The organism is Clostridium autoethanogenum DSM 10061, assembly GCF_001484725.1.
GTDB classification, from domain to species: Bacteria; Bacillota; Clostridia; order Clostridiales; family Clostridiaceae; genus Clostridium_B; species Clostridium_B ljungdahlii.
The window spans coordinates 2,450,668-2,468,102 of sequence record NZ_CP012395.1 but is presented as its reverse complement, the minus strand read 5'-3'; the positions used below and the strand labels follow the sequence as shown (position 1 = coordinate 2,468,102).

The following is a 17,435-nucleotide window of genomic DNA, read 5'->3' as shown; positions in this document are numbered from 1 at the left end:
ATTAACATTTTGACCTTTATTTTAATATAATGAAATATACTAATTTAGAGAGGAATAACTTTATGAAAATAGGCATTGATGGACGTGCCGCAAAATGGTATAGAGGTACTGGTATAGGTACTTATACTTACCAACTACTAAATTGTTTAAATAATATTGATAATATAAATAATTATTTACTTTTCATGCCGGAGGGATTTAGAGACAATATAAATTTTAAAAAAAACTTTAGGCTAGACACGCTCCCTCAAGACAATAATCACAATTTTTGGCAAGAAGTCAATGTACCGAATACAATAAAAGATACTAATATACAATTGTATCATGTTCCTCAAAATGGAGTTGGACTTCCAATTCATAAAAATTGTAAATTTGTCATAACACTTCACGATGTAATTCCCTATAGAATGCCTTCAACCGTAAGTGATAGATATCTCAAAGTTTTTTCAGACTATATACCTAAAGCAATACCCCAGTGTGATGGGATTATTACGGTTTCAAATTTTTCTAAAAAAGACATCATGAAGGCCTTTGATTTCCCAGAAGACAAAATATATGTCACCCCTCTAGCCAGTGAAGAGATATATAAACCCCTGGATAAAAGAATAAGCAAATATGTTGCTAAAAGATATTACTCTATAACTGGAGATTATATACTATACGTAGGTGGATTTAGCCCAAGGAAAAATATACTCGGGCTTATAGAAAGCTTTAGTAAGTTAGTATCTTCATATAAAAGTCCTTTAAACTTGGTTATCGCCGGTAACAAAGGAATATCCTACAGCATATATAAGAATCGTGCTGAAGAATTAAATATATCGGACAAAGTTATATTCCCAGGGTTTATATCTATGGATCATCTTCCATATATATATAATGGGGCTGAATTATTTGTATATCCTTCTTTTTACGAGGGATTTGGTCTTCCTCCAATAGAGGCTATGGCCTGTGGAATACCTGTAATAGTATCAAATACAACTTCCCTTCCTGAAGTAGTTGAAAATGGTGCTCTTCTCGTAGACCCTACAGACCAAACTAATTTATATGAATCCATGTTAACCGTACTTTCAGATAACAACCTTAGAACTAAATTAATATCCTCAGGTATGAAAAGAGCTTCTGAACTAAGTTGGGGGAAAACTACCCAAAATACCTTGGATGCATACAACAAAATTCTGAGAAAATAATCAATTTAAAATTGTAAGAAACCGCATATATCTTTGAAATACATAGATTCTAAGGATATATGCGGTTTCTTACATACTTTATTTATTTTTTTAATATATTATTCACCTAATTTAGGATTTTATCTCTAAATTCCTGTAAAAATTCTTTTCTATCTTCTTTATATCTAGTTTTCCTCTTCAATCTATCTAAAAATACTTCTTCTTCCCACTCCTTACGCTTACTATAATAATCTCTTGCTATAGTGTAAAAATCATTAGGGAAATCTAGCATAGCATATAGTACCTCAAGTTCCCTACGACTTAAATTATTTTTATTGCAATAACTATTTATTATAGAATTAGTTTTATCTATGTCAAAGGCAAAATTTTTAATAACTTTGTTTATGAAGTTACAAAGATCATGAACTTTAAGGTCTATGATGGCATAATCAAAATCTATAAAATACGCTTGATTTTCATTTATTAATATATTATGATACGCTAAATCATGGTGGCATACTACTACTTTATCCTCCTCACTACACAATTTATAATAATGAGATTGTTGAAGTAATATTATGCTTTTTTCTATTTCCTCTATATAGTAACTCCAATTTTTTATAAATATTTCATCAAACTCTGTCTTTTTCTCATGAATATTTGCTATATTTTTAAAAAATTCCATTTCCTGAATTCTTCTCTTAAAAGAATCAATCAATTTTCCATTATTACTCTTGTTATATATACCTGTCTTAAATCCTTCAGAAGCAAGATGAAATTCACCTAAGCCTTCTGCTGCAATATTCAGTTCTATAGGATTGCTAAAGTTACATTCCGTTCCATTTACTGTATCCATTATACAGTACATATCTCCATCCCAAATAGTATATATTTCTCCTGCTTTATTCTTCACAAAATTTATTATTCTAGGAAATTTTGTTCTCACATAATTTAAAACATTATATATAAACTTCAGCTCATCTAGGGTATAATCTACCTTTTTTAAAATTTTTTCCCCTTTGTCTGTGGAAATCATATATACACTTCTAACCGGTACAACATCATATACTTTTAAATCAAATCTATCAAAAAGCTTTGTACACAAATCATACTTGGTTAAATATTTTTTTTCACCATATCTGTCTACCAATTCTGCCTCCCCCTTACCATCTAAAATTTAATTAGACTCTCTCCATCTTCATTCATGGCTTTATTTAGTTTAAGTACATATTCTTCTTCTGTCCAATTTTTTGTACCATATATATATTTGCTGCAGCATTTCATAACCTCATTAGGATAAGAAATCATTGACAAAATAAACTGCACACTACTACTTTTTAAATGTTCGTACTTACAAAATTCCATTATAATTTCATAAAAGTCTGCATTTATGCCTTTCCTTTTTATTCTGTTTAAAAAATATACTGCATCCATCTCTACCATGTTATAGCAGCATCCTTGTATATCTATAACTTCTATATCTCTTTTTTTCCTCAGATTATTAAAATATGTGTTTCTGAGACACATTTCCACCCTTTTCATGCTTCTAATTATTAAATCTGTATAACTGTTTTTATCCAGGTTATCCATACAGCTTTCTGCTCTTATTAAATATTTTTTTCCTATTTGATTTAGTTTTTCCTGAAATATAGTCTTGTTTTGTAACTTCTCTACTCTATCTAAATATTTTTTCAATTTCTTCGTATAAACTCTATACTGTTCTACTTCCTTTCCTATATTGTTATATAGTCGTTTATTCATAATACCACTGTATTTTAAAGTTCTTCTATGAAATTCACTAATTATAAACATTTGTTCTTTTATGTTATCTATAGATATATCCTTGTACTTTATTGTATTATCAAATTCTTTTACTTTAAATATTTTTTTCGATTCTAAATAATTAACAAAGCATGATTCAACATCCTCAAAGTACACTTTTAAACCACCTCTTTGTTTTGCCTGTGAGATTGCCCTATCTATGCATTTTTCTCATTTCCTTTAACATCTTTTTCCTCTTTTTCTCTAATTTCATAACTTCCTTTTTTCTTTTATTCATTTTTTCTAGCTGTTTTACAGTTTTCTTTAAACTATCCACTTTACTTTCATAATATCCTAAATCCTTATTTTCAAATTCATCTATATTTTTATTATGAGACTTCTTATGTGACTTCTTATGTGACATTAGATGTTCCTCCTTTTAAAATCTTAATTATATTTGCTCTTCTTAAACTCATCTATGAATTCCAGTCTTTCTCTTGTGTCACCTAAAATTCTCTTTAACTTTTTTATAAATGCCTCTTCTCCCCAAGGCTGTTTTTCCCAATAATACTGTATTCCGAGCTGCCAATACCCTTGAGGAAACTCCATAAAAGCTGACATAATAGGTATATGCTCTGTTTTTACAACATTTATAGTACTATATGCATCAACTATAAAAGACGCATTATTCATATTCCATTTGCCGTTTTTCATCCTTCTTATAAGCAAGCTAGCCAAATCATGAAGATGAGTATCTAATATACAGTAATCAAAATCTATAATATTTATTTCTCCTTCAGTATCTATTAAAATATTATGGTTGGCATAATCATGATGACAAAATCCATTATTCAAGATTTCTTGTTTCATTTCATCCAAATACCTGGTTTTTTTTAAATCTTTTATAGACTTTTCTGCAATACTTATTTCCTTTTCCATAGAATTTAGATACAATATATCAAATTCTTCCTTATGGTCTTTTTTTAATATTCTTTTTTTAAAATCTAATATTTCGCTTTCTCTAGTTTTAAAAGTATCTATCCATTTAAACCATCCTATCCTAGGATTCATATTTTTTAGCACCTTAAAATTACAACTTTTTTTATGAAGTTCTGCTAATTTAGAAGTTGCAACTAAAACATCCAACGGATTTTCAAAATTACACTGTCTAGAATCAACCCATCTACATAAATAGGCATGACCCCCTTCTATTTCTACATAATCTTTTCCCTGCTTAGTTTTAATTATTTCAGGTATGCTTTTAAAACTTTTATTTTGGAGATGCTTTATGGCAGAAATTATAAATAAGAAATGTCCAAAATCGTAATTTATTACCTTTAAGCAATATTTATTGTATTTTGTATGAACCTTATATATACTTTTAACTTTTTCTATAAATTCAATATGGAGATCATAAGCATCTTCAACATATTTTTTTACTTCTAATATATCCAAAAGCCTTTTCCTCCAAAAATTACTATATATGTAGTATATGAATAAAGATATCCGTGTGTGCTAAATTGAAATGTCCTCTTAATTATTCATCTACAATTTGTATTCACCTTTTTATATTAGTATTAATATTATATAATATAACACTTTAACCATTTTAGAATTACTAGACTGTGGAGGTATAAAATCAATGAAAATTGCCATTGACGGAAGAGGAATCAATTGGTATAAAGGTACCGGTATAGGCACTTATACAGCTAAAATCCTAAAATATATGCTTAAAAAGCATACAGAGAATTTTTATAATATATACTGGTCCGGGAGCAATTACGAAAAATTTTTATATAAAAATACTAAAATATTAATGAGCTCTAAAAAACACCATAGATTCTTTGAAGAATATTATTTTCCAGAAAACTTAAAAAAGGAAGCTATAGATATATACCACATTCCCCAAAACGGTATTGGCATATCAAAAAATATAACCTGCAAAAAGGTAGTTACCATTCACGATTTAATACCATATATACTTCCTGAGACTGTAGGTAAAGGATATTTGTCAAAATTTTTAAAAGAGCTTCCTAATATTGTTGAACTGGCAGATGGAATAATAACTGTATCTAATTGTTCAAAAAAAGATATTCTGAAATTCTTTCCTATAGATGAAAATAAAATATTCGTAACTCCTTTAGCTGCAGATAAAAAATATAAGCCTTTGGAAAAAGATAAATGCCAATACAACATAAAGGATAAATATAACATAAAAAATTCTTTTATTCTCTATATAGGTGGTTTTAGCTCCAGAAAAAACGTATCTTCACTAATTACTGCTTTTTCTAAAATTCATAAAAACTTGGATAAAAATTATGATTTAGTTATTATAGGTTCCAGTAAAGATGAATTATGTAAATTGAGAAACTTGAGTACAGATTTGAATATAGATAATAACATTAAGTTTACAGGATTTGTAGAAGAAAATATGCTTCCTATTTTTTATAATGCCTGTGATGTATTTATATATCCATCTTTATATGAAGGTTTTGGACTACCTCCTCTAGAAGCAATGAGCTGTGGTACCCCTGTAATAACCTCACGTATTTCATCTATTCCTGAAATAGTAGAAGATGGTGGTATACTTATAGATCCATTTGATTTAAAAAGCCTTATGTATTCCATGGAAGCATTACTTAATGATGAAAATATAAGAAATGAGTTAAGTGCAAAAGCCTTAAAGCAATCATCAAAATACTCTTGGGAAAAATCTTCTGAAAAAACTATTGAAGTTTATAAGAAAATTTTAGACATGTAAATCTTTCCAAACCCTTTAATAAAATAAAACCTTCTAACTACTGACGCTCCTAGTTAGAAGGTTTTATTTATGTTAAAAAATCCCTATGATTAATCCCCTATATTCATATTATACATCATTTTGCTAATTTTGTAAACGTTTCATGTAATTATTTTAAAATTGCTTCCAACCCTTCTATTATAGATTTATAATTTTCACTTTTAATGTTTGTTTGATTTAAAACTCCTCTTATTTTTTCTCTTATATCAGGAAAATTTTTTGTATAATTTATACTAAATGATCCTTGTTCTACACTCCCAAAAAGATTCCATATTGTACTATCAAAATACGTTATGTTTTTATTTAAATCTACAAAATTGTAAGCATCTGTGCTAACTGGGAATCTGCCATATTTATTTAATAAATCCATTTGAAGCTTTCCATCTGTAAGTGAAAATTTTACAAACTCCTCTGACAAATTTGATTCAGAAGTATTTTTATTTATAACTAAATTAATTCCACCTAAAGACACATCCCTATTACCTCCATCTTCAAAGGCAGGTAATTTCATTACACCCCACTTACCTTTAGACTGTGGAAACTTGTTCATTAAAGTTACAGCATAAGTAGGATCTGCAATAAAGGATACTATCTTGCTTAGCTGTGCTTTGTTTATAACTTCGTCTTTAGAAGAAATTTCTTGTATAAGTCCTTCTCCATAAAGGATCTTTGATATTTCGATAACTCTAGCCCACTTTTGCGATTTAAAATCTGATTTCCCAGATTGGTTAAAATAAGATGTTCCCAATTGATTTGAGAGCAGTAGATAAATATCATTATTGTCTTCTGAAGAATTTGCAATAAATATCTTTCCAGTATCTTTACTTATTTTCCTTCCTGCTTCTATATAATCACTCCAGCTTTTAATCGTATTTACGTCTATGCCTTCTTTATCAAATATATCTTTTCTATATAACAAGGCTTTAGGGTAAGTGTCCCAAGGTAAAGCATAAATTTTACCTTTTATAGTATCGTTATAAATCTTATTTGTTAATAATTCATCTTTATATCCCTTTACCGAATCTGTCATATCTAAAAATTTTTCTGGATTTTTGATTATAATGTGCTTTATACTGCTATCATTTATTGTAGTTATGTCTGCTTCATACTGCGGTCCATTAAATATCGCTTCAACATTGTTATCTGTATCCTTTACCGTAATAACATTTATATTAACTTTCTTATGCAATTTTTCAAATGCCTCTGCTGCAAGTTCAAATTGAGGTCCATGTTCTACATCCGTAACAATTTTAATATTTCCTTTAAGTACTCTTTCATTATTTTCGCTATCCTGTTTTTTATTACAGGAAACTACCATTAAACATAACGTTACTAACATTATTAGAAGCAATGTTATCCTTATATATCTTTTCATAAAAATTCTCCTATTGATTTCAATCTAATATGTATATTTTATAATAATACCAATTATCTTTCAACTTCAGTGATTAATCACAAACTTCTGATTAAAGTAAAATATCCAGAGAATAAATCTCTCTGGATATTTTAAAGGTTTAGCCTTTAGACATTTTATAATTTCCTTCAGAATTAAAATCTTTTTTCCAAGCCTTTTCTGCATAAGGCTTGTATTCCTTTGATAATTTATCAAGTTGTTTTTGAAATTCTAGATCTTCAAGCATCATTCTTGCACCTTCGTCTGTAGGCTTTGCGCCTGTCTTTTTAGCAATTTCCCTAATTTCATTAGTATTGTCAATCATCATACAAGGCAATAGCAAATTCTTATTATATGGTTGTCTATTTCTTAATTCCTTAAAAAAATCTGACTTAAATACATCCACAAGCTTTTTGCCTTTTAAATTATCTACTGCAAAATGAGCAAATATACAAGGTTCCACTTCTTCCTTGGAATTTATGTGACAATAGTATTTTCCTGCAATACATCCTCCAACATAAGGTGCATCATTAAAAAAATCAATAGTAAAATACGGCTTCGTATTTCTTATTTCTCTTATTTTTTCTCCTAAGCGTATTCTCTGCTCTGGAGTAAGCATTACATTTACATCAGGTTCTTTACCTACAGGCATAAATAAGAAATACCACCCCATTTTTGCTCCCTTTTCAACAAGCATGTCTATAAATTCACTTGATGTAACTGTATCTATGTTATACCTACTGGTTGCAGTAGATACTCCAAATAAAACTCCTCGTTCTTTCAAAAGATCCATTGCATGCATAACTTTTTTAAATATACCTTTTCCTCTTCTTTTATCTGTCTCTTCTTCAAAACCCTCCACAGAAAACATAGGAATTACATTTCCCAGCTGTTTTATCTTATCCGCTAATTTCTCATCAAAAAGGGTGCCATTTGAAAATGGTGTAAATATACAATCATTATATTTTTTGTATATATCAAGCATATAGTCATTTATAAAAGGTTCTCCACCAAGAATTATAAAATAATAAATTCCAAGTTTTCTAGCTTCACCAATAATTCTATCTACTTCCTCTTTGGGAATATCATCCTCTTTACTATAACTTGAAGCATAACATCCTGTACACCTTAAATTACATCTCATAGATGGACTCATCAATATTGTAAATGGTGTCTTTATACCTGTATCTTGAAAAAACTGCTCTCTTTTTGGCATTCCATACCAAACTGCATTTGAGAAAAAATTGGTAAAAAGTTTATCCATACACTTTTTATTAGAATTTTTAATAATGCCTATAACAAGTTTATGAATTGCTTGATTAGTTTCGTATAATTCCTGAACTCTTTCTACTCTAGCTAAATTCTCTTCGTCTTTTTTTACTGTTTTCTTAATCAAAGCAAACAGCTTATCAAGGCTTTCTTCTGGGTCTCTATTCAGCAATTCTACACCGGCTTTAGCTAATGCATTCTTAGTTGCCTTTTCCAATATTCCAGTTACCTTCATCTGCCATTCCTCCTGATAAATAATAATATGAAAAATAAGTCTTTAAAAAATAGCCATTTCCTTCTCATTTATGGGAAAATACGCAATAATATAAAAAAATGAATCTCTATTAAACAATATGAATTATTCAAACCGCATACCATAATTATACCTTTTAGCAGTTATTTGTCAATAAAATAACATTAGATGCATTTATTAGCATAACAACATTTAATAAAATTAATATAATCTAAAACAATATTATATTAATTTTATATGCAAATATTCAATAATTCCCACTCAATATTGCACAATTCATTTTATCCTGCAATTTTTCATCTAAAACACTTTTTCATTTAAATGTTTTAGACATAACCTCCCTATATATTTCATCTATACTTATTTTATTTTTTAAAGCAAGTTTTTTACAATCCTCATATTCAATTTTGCTTTTTATTTTTTTGCCTTTGTAATAAGCATTTTTTACATTTACTTGACCATACTTTGTAACTACCTTTGTAAAATCTCTATATAACATATTCCTTTCTACTTTATATTTTCTAAATCCCAAGGTAGTAGTTTCTGTTAAAATAATATCTCTAATCTCTTCTTCTGCTTCATCCTTATAAAGCGCGCTCAATTTTACTGCCGGCCTTCCCTTCTTCATTATTATGGGAGTCAAGTACGCATCTAAAGCTCCTATTTGTAACAATTTATCTATTATATATTGATATTTTTCAGGATTCATATCATCTATATTGCATTCTATAACTTGTGCTTCTTCTTTAATACATCCTACTTCATCTTTAAAGCTAGATTTATCCATGTTTCTTCTATTTAATATATATTCAGTTTTCTCATCTTTATTCCAATAACAATTCTTATGGTTATTCTTTTCATAAGATATAGGTTCTCCTATAAAAACTCTCAAAACATTTGGAATATCATCATTATCCTTACTTCCTATTCCATATCCTATTTTTGTTACTTTAAAATTCTTATCCGAAGTAAAATTTGAACATAGATAAGATAAAATAGCTGCACCTGTTGGTGTAGTGGCTTCAAAATTCACTTTAGATTCTATAGGAACGTTTTTTAATATCTCTGCTGTAGCAGGTGCTGGCACAGGTAATATACCATGAGCACACTTTACAAACCCACTACCAACTTCCACCTTAGAAGCTTCCACTTTATCCACATCCAAATAATCAAAACATATAGCAGCTCCAACAATGTCCACTATAGAATCCACTGCCCCAACTTCATGAAAGTGAACCTCATTTATAGGTTTACTGTGCACCTTTGCTTCAGCTTGTGCTACTTTTTTAAAAATTCCCTTACTTATTTCCCTAACCCTAGAGCTTAGACTACTTGAACTTATCATGTTTTCTATATATTCTAAATTTCTATGATGATGTGCACATACAGAATTATTTTTCAAAACTACGTCTACTTTAGTCCCTGAAATGCCATTTTTTATATCCTTCTTAATATTAATCTCATAACCATCTATATTAAGCTTTGCTAATTCAAAAGTTAAATAATCCTTATCTACTCCAGCATCTATTAAAGCACCTAAATTCATATCCCCACTTATTCCAGAAAAGCAATCATAATAAAGTATTTTCATAATTTTAATCTCTCCCACTCTATAAGGGTTTTCTAGTTGAAAATCCCTATAACATAATTATTAGTCTTATATGATATAATAATATCATATAAGACTAAGGGAGGTTGCATAATTTGTCTAACAAATTAGATAGAGATTTTTACGGAAGGGATACCTTATCAGTTGCAAAAAGTCTCTTAGGTAAAGTATTAGTTCATGAAATAAACGGTAAAAAATTGTCTGGGAAAATAGTGGAAACAGAAGCTTATAAAGGAATTATAGATAAAGCTGCTCATGCCTATGGAAACAGACGTACTAAACGAACAGAAGCCCTGTATGGCCCTTGTGGTTTTTCCTACGTATTTATAATATATGGAATGTACTATTGCTTCAATGTAGTAACTGAAAGAGAAGGTATTCCTGAAGGCGTACTTATAAGAGCATTAGAACCTCTCACTTGTTTAGAATACATGTCCTTGAACAGATATGCAAAAGAATACAGCCTATTAAATAAACGTCAAATTAAGAATTTAACCAATGGCCCTGGTAAACTATGCAAGGCACTTCTCATAGATAAAAGTCAAAATAGAAAAGATCTTTGTAAAAGTGACCTATACATCGAAGGAAATAATATTGAAAATATCAGCATAAAAAGCTCTAAACGTATAGGTGTAGATTATGCAGAAGAAGCTGCAGATTACCTCTGGAGGTTTTATATAAAAGATAATGCTTACGTATCTGTAAAATAAGCTTATGGAAGAGATTAAAAAATGAATTATGTATATATATTAAAATGTAGTGATGGAACACTTTATACAGGTTACACCAATAATTTAGACAAAAGAATATCCACTCATAACAAAGGAAAGGGAGCCAAATATACTAGAGGAAGGCTTCCAGTAAAGCTAATTTATTTTGAAGAGTATATACTAAAAGGTGAAGCCTTACATAGAGAATTTATTATAAAAAAAATGAGTCGACAAAATAAGCTAAATTTAATAAAAAATTGTCAGCAACTTTGATATTTTACAAACTCACTGACATTATCTCTTAGATGGAAACTGCCTCTATATTCCATAATTACAATTTCTTCATTAAATGTATTTTTTTAAGTTACTTTTATTCTTTAAAATATCTACTAGATATTTTACCTCCTGATCTCTATTTTTGTCCATAATTAAAAGCACATCTTCAGAATCTATTACTATCAAATCCTTAACCCCAAATACTATTATAAGTTTATCACCTCCAAATACAGTACAACTTTCGCTAGACTCTATTACAGTATTCCCCTTTACATTATTACCCTTTACATCCTTAAGAAACCTTCCTAACGCAGTAAAAGTACCTATGTCATCCCATAAAAATTCGCATTTAATGACATAAGCTTTTCTGGTTTTTTGCATTATTCCAAAATCTACAGATATCCCATCTATACGTTTATATTGTTCCTGTATTACCTTCTCCTCCTGTTTTGTATCCAGGTTTTTATATATAAGAGCCATACTCTTATACATTTTAGGAAGGTACTTCTGCATTTCTCTTAAAAAAACATCCACCTTCCACACAAACATACCACTGTTCCATAAATAGGTTCCTTTTAATATCAAATCTTTTGCGACTTCTATATTGGGCTTTTCTAAAAATCTTTCTACTTTAAAAGCATTAACTCCTATATTTATTTTTTCGCCCATTTCAATATAGCCATATCCTGTTTCAGGTCTTATGGGTTTAACTCCAATGGTTACAAGTCCTTTTTTCTTTTCTGCAATCTCAACCGCTTTATTTATGGTATCTATAAATAATTTTTGACTTTCTATATAATGATCTGAAGGCAAAATTATCATAGTAGCTAGAGGATCCTTTTTTAACAATTTCACCGCCGAAAATCCTATACAGGTGGCTGTTTCCTTATTTTCTGGTTCTGCAAATATATTATTTCTACTTATATCCGGAAGTTCCGCTTGAACTCTATCTATATATTCCTCATTAGTAACTACATATATATTATTTGTATCAACTAAAGGCTTAATTCTATCTACAGTATTTCTTAAAAAACTCTTATTATTTACAATTTTTAAAAATTGTTTTGGATTTTTAGCTCTAGATAATGGAAATAATCTTGTTCCTTTACCTCCTGCAAGAATTAGTGCATACAACAATAAATTCACTCCAAATAATACTTGCTATGTTTTATACTATGTATAAATTATTGTAATTGTGAAATACTGTTTAAAATATTATTTCATTACAAGACTAAAAATATAGTGCCTTAAAAACATTTTTAAGGCACTATATTTTATACAACTTGAAGATTTTTATTCTGAATTTCTTCTAGCTTGTACTGTTCAATACCTATATTATTTAGCTTACTCCAAAGTTTTTCCATAACCCTTTCCGGGTTATAATAAAATTCACCTTCTCTTATCTTATAAAATATCCAACCTAATCTTTCTAAATCTAATTGGATTTCCATAATCTCCTTAGAGCTGTAATTTTTCTGAGACAGTTCACTATCACATATAATTGCAACCCTATTTCTCACGTCCTCCACAACAAAGTCTATTTTGTACTTACCTATTTTTACCTCAGGCACAATTTTATATCCCTTGTTTTTTATAATGCCATACACGTCTTTTTGAAATCTAGATTGAAATGCATATTCCATACTTTTATTTTTAACACTATACTTATTATAATTTAGGAAGTAATTTAAGAGAGAATAACGCACACATTCCTCATTTAAATCTTCTAAGTCTATTGAATGAAATAGCCACATCTGATTTCTAGCCCTACTTGCAGCTACATTAAATCTCCTTATGTCATTTTCTTTAGTAAGTGGAGCAAATTTTACATCCTTTGAAATAACCATAGATAAAAACATTATATCCCGCTCATCACCCTGGAAAGAGTAAGCATCTCCACATATGAGCTTTCTATTTATCATCTCTTCTACACCTATTTTTTCTCTAAGCATATTTTCTATAAGATGCCCTTGAGGTTCCCCAAGTAAAGATATAACACCCATAGACATATTAGAATATCTTTTATCCCTACAGCAGGAAACAACCTTATCTACTAAACATTCAGCTTCCTTAACATTTATAGGCTTAGATGCATCTCTAGCCCCGCCATTTACTTTAACAGTGTTTATCGCTGGATAAAATTTTTCACATATTTTAGGATATCTAAGAGGCACTATTTCACCTGAATAGCTTAAATCATTACTGAAGTTTATTATTTCCGGTACGCATCTGAAATGTTCCTTCAACATTAATCTACTTGGAAATACCCTAAGTGCTGTATCATACAAACTAACTTGAAGATCAAACCATTCTTTTTGAGGTATATTTTCCAAGTACTTCTCTATTAAGTCATGCACCACATTCTGATCAATACCTATAGTTTCTGGACTTATTTGTTTGTCATCACCTACTATAACTGCTCTCTTAGCCCTCATAAGTGCACACAATGAGAATATATCGCTCTGACTACTTTCATCAAATATTATTACATCAAACATATTTTTAGATAACTTTATGTTTTCAATAACCCTATTTAAAGGCATAATCCATACAGGTATAACCTTTTTACATTTTTCCATTTCTTTTTGAGCTATCTTCCTATACTGAGGCACCATCTTACCTCTGCCTTTGCCAATTCTTTTTACTGCCTGAGCCCAAGAAAATAAGCTTCTTTTTTCACTTTCCTTAGTTTTAATTATCTGATTATACCAAGTCTTCTTTGATACTATATCTTTTATAAGCACCTTCTCCCTATTTTTTTCATTTTCTATAAGGTCACCTATATTATCATCATTGAAATCATAGGTGCTCTGTAATAAACTATTCCATTTAGCCCACTTCCATGCTTGTCCCCAACTGTTAAACTTTTCCTTATCGTAAGCCCAGTTATCCAATATATTTATGCAAGTTTTGGGACATACTTTTTTCATTTTTCCTATTAACTCATCTATTTTAAGTGATTTATTTTTTACACACTTAATTTCTTCAAATTCATTTAATATCCTCTTAACTTCATCTATATTCAAATTGTCCACAGCTTTATAGAGATCTCTCAACTTTTCCGTAGTTTTTATCAACTTTTTCAATATCTCTATATAGGCTTTGTCTTCATTATATTTATTCATATTCTTTATAAAATTTACGCATTTAATTAAATAATCATAGGTCTCTTTCTTATGCCAATCAATATTTTGTGGAACTGATATTTTCCCAAGAGCCCTTAAGATCTCCCTTTTATACTCCATATCCCAATTTATTATAACATCCAAATAATTTAAATTTTGTTCAATAGCAATAAACTCACTTTCCCTTAAATTAGAGTTTATTGTTTCTCCACCGTAATCTTCCATTACATTATTCCACATAGTCTTTAATGCAGCAAAAATCCTCTCCTGCTGGGTATAGAGTTTAACTATTAAGGCTTGATCCGTATTTTTTAATAAGGCACCATTTACTTTACAATATTCCAGTATATATTTGCATTCAGGATGAAAAATCATAAATACTTTTCCTACTTTTCCCTTTTCATTAAATGCATCAAATAAAATATCAAAGTCTTCTATAAACTTATTTTTGCTTACATTTTCAGGAATCTCTATTTTGCAATTTCTAATCTGATTGTTAATCCTACTCAAGCTCAACATGTATTCGCTGCTTTTGCACAACAAGTCTCTAAATGTTTGCTTTGATATCTTACTATTGTGATAATCTTGAAATACATTCCACCATATATTTTTTTCCTGGAGTTTGGTAATTTTACTTTTACATATATTTGCAAGCTCTAAAACTTTTTCATAGTTGCATTTATTATCGTTAGGTATATGCCACCCTTCTACAGTTTTAATATAATTTTCATATTGGCCATTTAATCTTTTATACTCTGAAATTTTATTATATATTTCATTAAAGTCAGGTAATTTATTTATTATGTTTTTAATGCTATCAAACTTACACTTTTTATCCTTATCTAAATCCCCTAACAGATATATTAACAAATTGAATTCCTTATCTGACAGCGGCATTACTTGATCAATTTTTATTCTATCTTTCATCCAACTATATTTGTCTTTATTGTCTTTGACCCACTTTGCTATATATACAATGTCATACTCTTTTCCCTCATAATTTATACTTCTCTTTTCCCTCTCTCGAATCTTTTTTAATTTTTCATACAGAAGCTCCTCATTTCTCCTGCAAAAGCTTAATTCTTTTTCTAAACTTTTAACTTCTTCATCCATAATTTCTGGATCCATAGAGAGGTTGTCCGTTATTTTTCTTACAGCTTTGTTAAGGTCATTTAACGAATTGATATCGTTTCCCAAAACACTTATACATAAAGGTCTTATTTCTTCAGGTATTTTTTCTGTCAATACTTTAAGTGCTCTACTTGTTTGACTAGTTACAAGTATCTTTTTACCATTTGCCAATAAGTGACATATCAAATTCACTATAGTATGACTTTTTCCCGTTCCAGGTGGTCCTTGTACAACTACTCCATAATTTTCACATATTTTCTTTACTATGCTTTTTTGTTCTGAATTTGCAGGAAGCGGGAATAACAAATTATCCGACACATCCTTCCACTCGCTTTTATCAGCTCCACTGTAATCTGACCCATCTTCATCAACCAAAGCTTTAATGGTCTCAGGTATCTCATATCCATTATCTATTTCATCAATTATATTAGCTATTTCAACCTGCCATAATTTCATACTATTTTTTCTTACCAATATAACGGAGGAATTATAAATAACAGGAAACTGCTCAAAATCAATTTTCTTTTTTAAAACCTTACTCTGACTCAACTTACCCTTAACATTTATGTGGGAAATTAAATTTAAAAATACTGACTTACTTTTTTCTATATTTCTCGGATCTAAATTCAAACGACTTACTTCATCTCCAAGGGAAATAATATCAGACATATTACATTCTTTCAGGCCTTCAAAAATGGAAGTCTCTAACCTAGTCTTACCTGAAGGTATTAATATAAATGAGCCCTTTGCCTTATTAAATTCTATTTTCATTCTAGTAGTCAAAACAGGGTGAAGTATTTTTTCCTTATCTATATTCCATACAATTAAACCATGTCCAAAAACTATCTCAAAATTCTCTCCATTTTTTTCACTTTCCTGGTATAGATTAAAAAACTCCTGATACAGCTTTCCACACTTTTTATTCACCTCAATCCAATTTTCACTGGTAACAGTTTTACTAACAATACATCCAGCCATATGGGAAAACTCTTCTTCCCAGTACAACTTATCATAATCATAAACATTTCTTACGGATTTTTCATTTAGTTTTTTTAATCTTAGCAAATAAGAAAATATCTCTTTTATCTTTTCCCTGTATTCCATAATCCCCCTCCTAATAGTGGTTAACTAATTAATGTATTTACTTTTATGTTAAATTATACCATCATAAGGGAAATACTTCAAAAAAATCGTTAAACAAAATTCAAATATATGTGACGGCATTTTTTTCAATGATTTTATGTACCTTATAAAATACAAATTTCAGCCAAAAAAATTCAGTGAAATATATTTTCACTGAATTTTTTTACTTATTAAATTCCGTCTAAGAATTTTTCCTATTTATTTTTTTATACACTAACTTATACAATACAAATATAATTATAAAAACAACTAATGCTATGTCTGCAAAATGAAACCATTGTCGTATAATTGTCCATTTCTCTCCCATTTTATAACCTGCATATCCTAAAATAATACTCCATATAGAAGATCCAAGTAAAGTGTAAATTATAAATTTTTTAACTTCCATTTTACTTATCCCTGCAGGAAGAGAGATAAAAGTTCTGATTATAGGTAATAGTCGAGAAAAAAACACTATTTTTTCTCCATATTTGCTAAAATAATAATCGCTTTTTTCAATATGGGACCTAGATAATCTGAGTTTTTCCGCGTATTTTTCAACTAAAGGTCTTCCACCTATTTTTCCAATATAATATGCACCTAAAGAACCTATTGTTCCTCCAAATGTACCAACTATTATAACAAGAGGTAAACTTAGTCTTCCCGTATAACTTAGGTATCCTCCAAATGGCAGTATAGCTTCACTTGGAATAGGTATACAGGCACTCTCAAGAGCCATAGCTGCAAATGTGCCTATATACCCCGTTTTATCTAAGACAAAAATAACTATTTCAATTATTTTTTCTACCATTACGTTTTC

14 protein-coding genes are annotated in these 17,435 nt (G+C 29.2%); 4 read left to right on the top strand and 10 right to left on the bottom strand.

All coding sequences use genetic code 11. The features are described from left to right. The first annotated feature begins 62 nt into the window (after positions 1 to 62). On the top strand, positions 63 to 1,187 hold the full coding sequence (locus tag CLAU_RS11310) for a glycosyltransferase family 4 protein (protein WP_013236894.1): 1,125 nt from the start codon (positions 63 to 65) through the stop codon (positions 1,185 to 1,187). 106 nt (positions 1,188 to 1,293) lie between these two features. Here CLAU_RS11310 and CLAU_RS11305 read toward each other — a convergent pair whose 3' ends face one another. Genes CLAU_RS11305 through CLAU_RS11290 form a run of 4 tightly spaced genes read right to left on the bottom strand, consistent with a single transcriptional unit; the run spans position 1,294 to position 4,382 of the window. Further along, on the bottom strand, positions 1,294 to 2,316 hold the full coding sequence (locus tag CLAU_RS11305; RefSeq protein ID WP_013236893.1) for a CotS family spore coat protein: 1,023 nt from the start codon (positions 2,314 to 2,316) through the stop codon (positions 1,294 to 1,296). A gap of 20 nt (positions 2,317 to 2,336) precedes the next feature. Then, complete coding sequence (locus CLAU_RS11300) at positions 2,337 to 3,104, bottom strand: spore coat protein (protein ID WP_013236892.1); 768 nt, start codon at positions 3,102 to 3,104, stop codon at positions 2,337 to 2,339. A gap of 37 nt (positions 3,105 to 3,141) precedes the next feature. After that, complete coding sequence (locus tag CLAU_RS11295) at positions 3,142 to 3,351, bottom strand: hypothetical protein (protein ID WP_023162544.1); 210 nt, start codon at positions 3,349 to 3,351, stop codon at positions 3,142 to 3,144. Between the two features lie 23 nt (positions 3,352 to 3,374). Beyond that, positions 3,375 to 4,382: a CotS family spore coat protein gene (locus tag CLAU_RS11290; RefSeq protein ID WP_013236890.1), complete on the bottom strand. Its 1,008-nt coding sequence runs from the start codon at positions 4,380 to 4,382 to the stop codon at positions 3,375 to 3,377. Positions 4,383 to 4,569: 187 nt separating this feature from the next. Here CLAU_RS11290 and CLAU_RS11285 point away from each other — a divergent pair, with 187 nt between their 5' ends. After that, the gene (locus CLAU_RS11285) at positions 4,570 to 5,688 is read left to right on the top strand and encodes a glycosyltransferase family 4 protein (RefSeq protein ID WP_023162541.1); all 1,119 of its coding nucleotides are present in this window, start codon (positions 4,570 to 4,572) and stop codon (positions 5,686 to 5,688) included. A 148-nt stretch (positions 5,689 to 5,836) separates the two neighbouring features. Here CLAU_RS11285 and CLAU_RS11280 read toward each other — a convergent pair whose 3' ends face one another. The 3 genes from CLAU_RS11280 to larC form a co-directional block, all read right to left on the bottom strand. Then, complete coding sequence (locus tag CLAU_RS11280; protein WP_023162540.1) at positions 5,837 to 7,102, bottom strand: ABC transporter substrate-binding protein; 1,266 nt, start codon at positions 7,100 to 7,102, stop codon at positions 5,837 to 5,839. Between the two features lie 139 nt (positions 7,103 to 7,241). Then, on the bottom strand, positions 7,242 to 8,624 hold the full coding sequence (locus tag CLAU_RS11275; RefSeq protein ID WP_023162539.1) for a radical SAM/SPASM domain-containing protein: 1,383 nt from the start codon (positions 8,622 to 8,624) through the stop codon (positions 7,242 to 7,244). A 331-nt stretch (positions 8,625 to 8,955) separates the two neighbouring features. After that, positions 8,956 to 10,233 carry a nickel pincer cofactor biosynthesis protein LarC gene (larC, locus tag CLAU_RS11270; protein WP_013236886.1) on the bottom strand — a complete coding sequence of 426 codons (1,278 nt, stop codon included), beginning with the start codon at positions 10,231 to 10,233 and terminating at the stop codon, positions 8,956 to 8,958. A gap of 113 nt (positions 10,234 to 10,346) precedes the next feature. Here larC and CLAU_RS11265 point away from each other — a divergent pair, with 113 nt between their 5' ends. Next, positions 10,347 to 10,961 carry a DNA-3-methyladenine glycosylase gene (locus CLAU_RS11265; protein WP_023162538.1) on the top strand — a complete coding sequence of 205 codons (615 nt, stop codon included), beginning with the start codon at positions 10,347 to 10,349 and terminating at the stop codon, positions 10,959 to 10,961. Positions 10,962 to 10,982: 21 nt separating this feature from the next. After that, a complete protein-coding gene (locus CLAU_RS11260; RefSeq protein WP_013236884.1) occupies positions 10,983 to 11,234 on the top strand; it encodes a GIY-YIG nuclease family protein in 252 nt (83 codons plus the stop codon). A 72-nt stretch (positions 11,235 to 11,306) separates the two neighbouring features. Here CLAU_RS11260 and CLAU_RS11255 read toward each other — a convergent pair whose 3' ends face one another. The 3 genes from CLAU_RS11255 to CLAU_RS11245 all read right to left on the bottom strand — a co-directional run bounded on the left by CLAU_RS11255 (position 11,307) and on the right by CLAU_RS11245 (position 17,426). Beyond that, positions 11,307 to 12,374, bottom strand: a complete 1,068-nt coding sequence (locus tag CLAU_RS11255; protein WP_013236883.1) for a mannose-1-phosphate guanylyltransferase — start codon at positions 12,372 to 12,374, stop codon at positions 11,307 to 11,309. A 137-nt stretch (positions 12,375 to 12,511) separates the two neighbouring features. Next, entirely contained in the window at positions 12,512 to 16,597 is a 4,086-nt protein-coding gene (locus tag CLAU_RS11250; RefSeq protein ID WP_013236882.1) for an AAA domain-containing protein, read from the bottom strand. Positions 16,598 to 16,817: 220 nt separating this feature from the next. Beyond that, positions 16,818 to 17,426, bottom strand: a complete 609-nt coding sequence (locus tag CLAU_RS11245) for a DedA family protein (protein WP_013236881.1) — start codon at positions 17,424 to 17,426, stop codon at positions 16,818 to 16,820. Positions 17,427 to 17,435 lie beyond the last annotated feature (9 nt).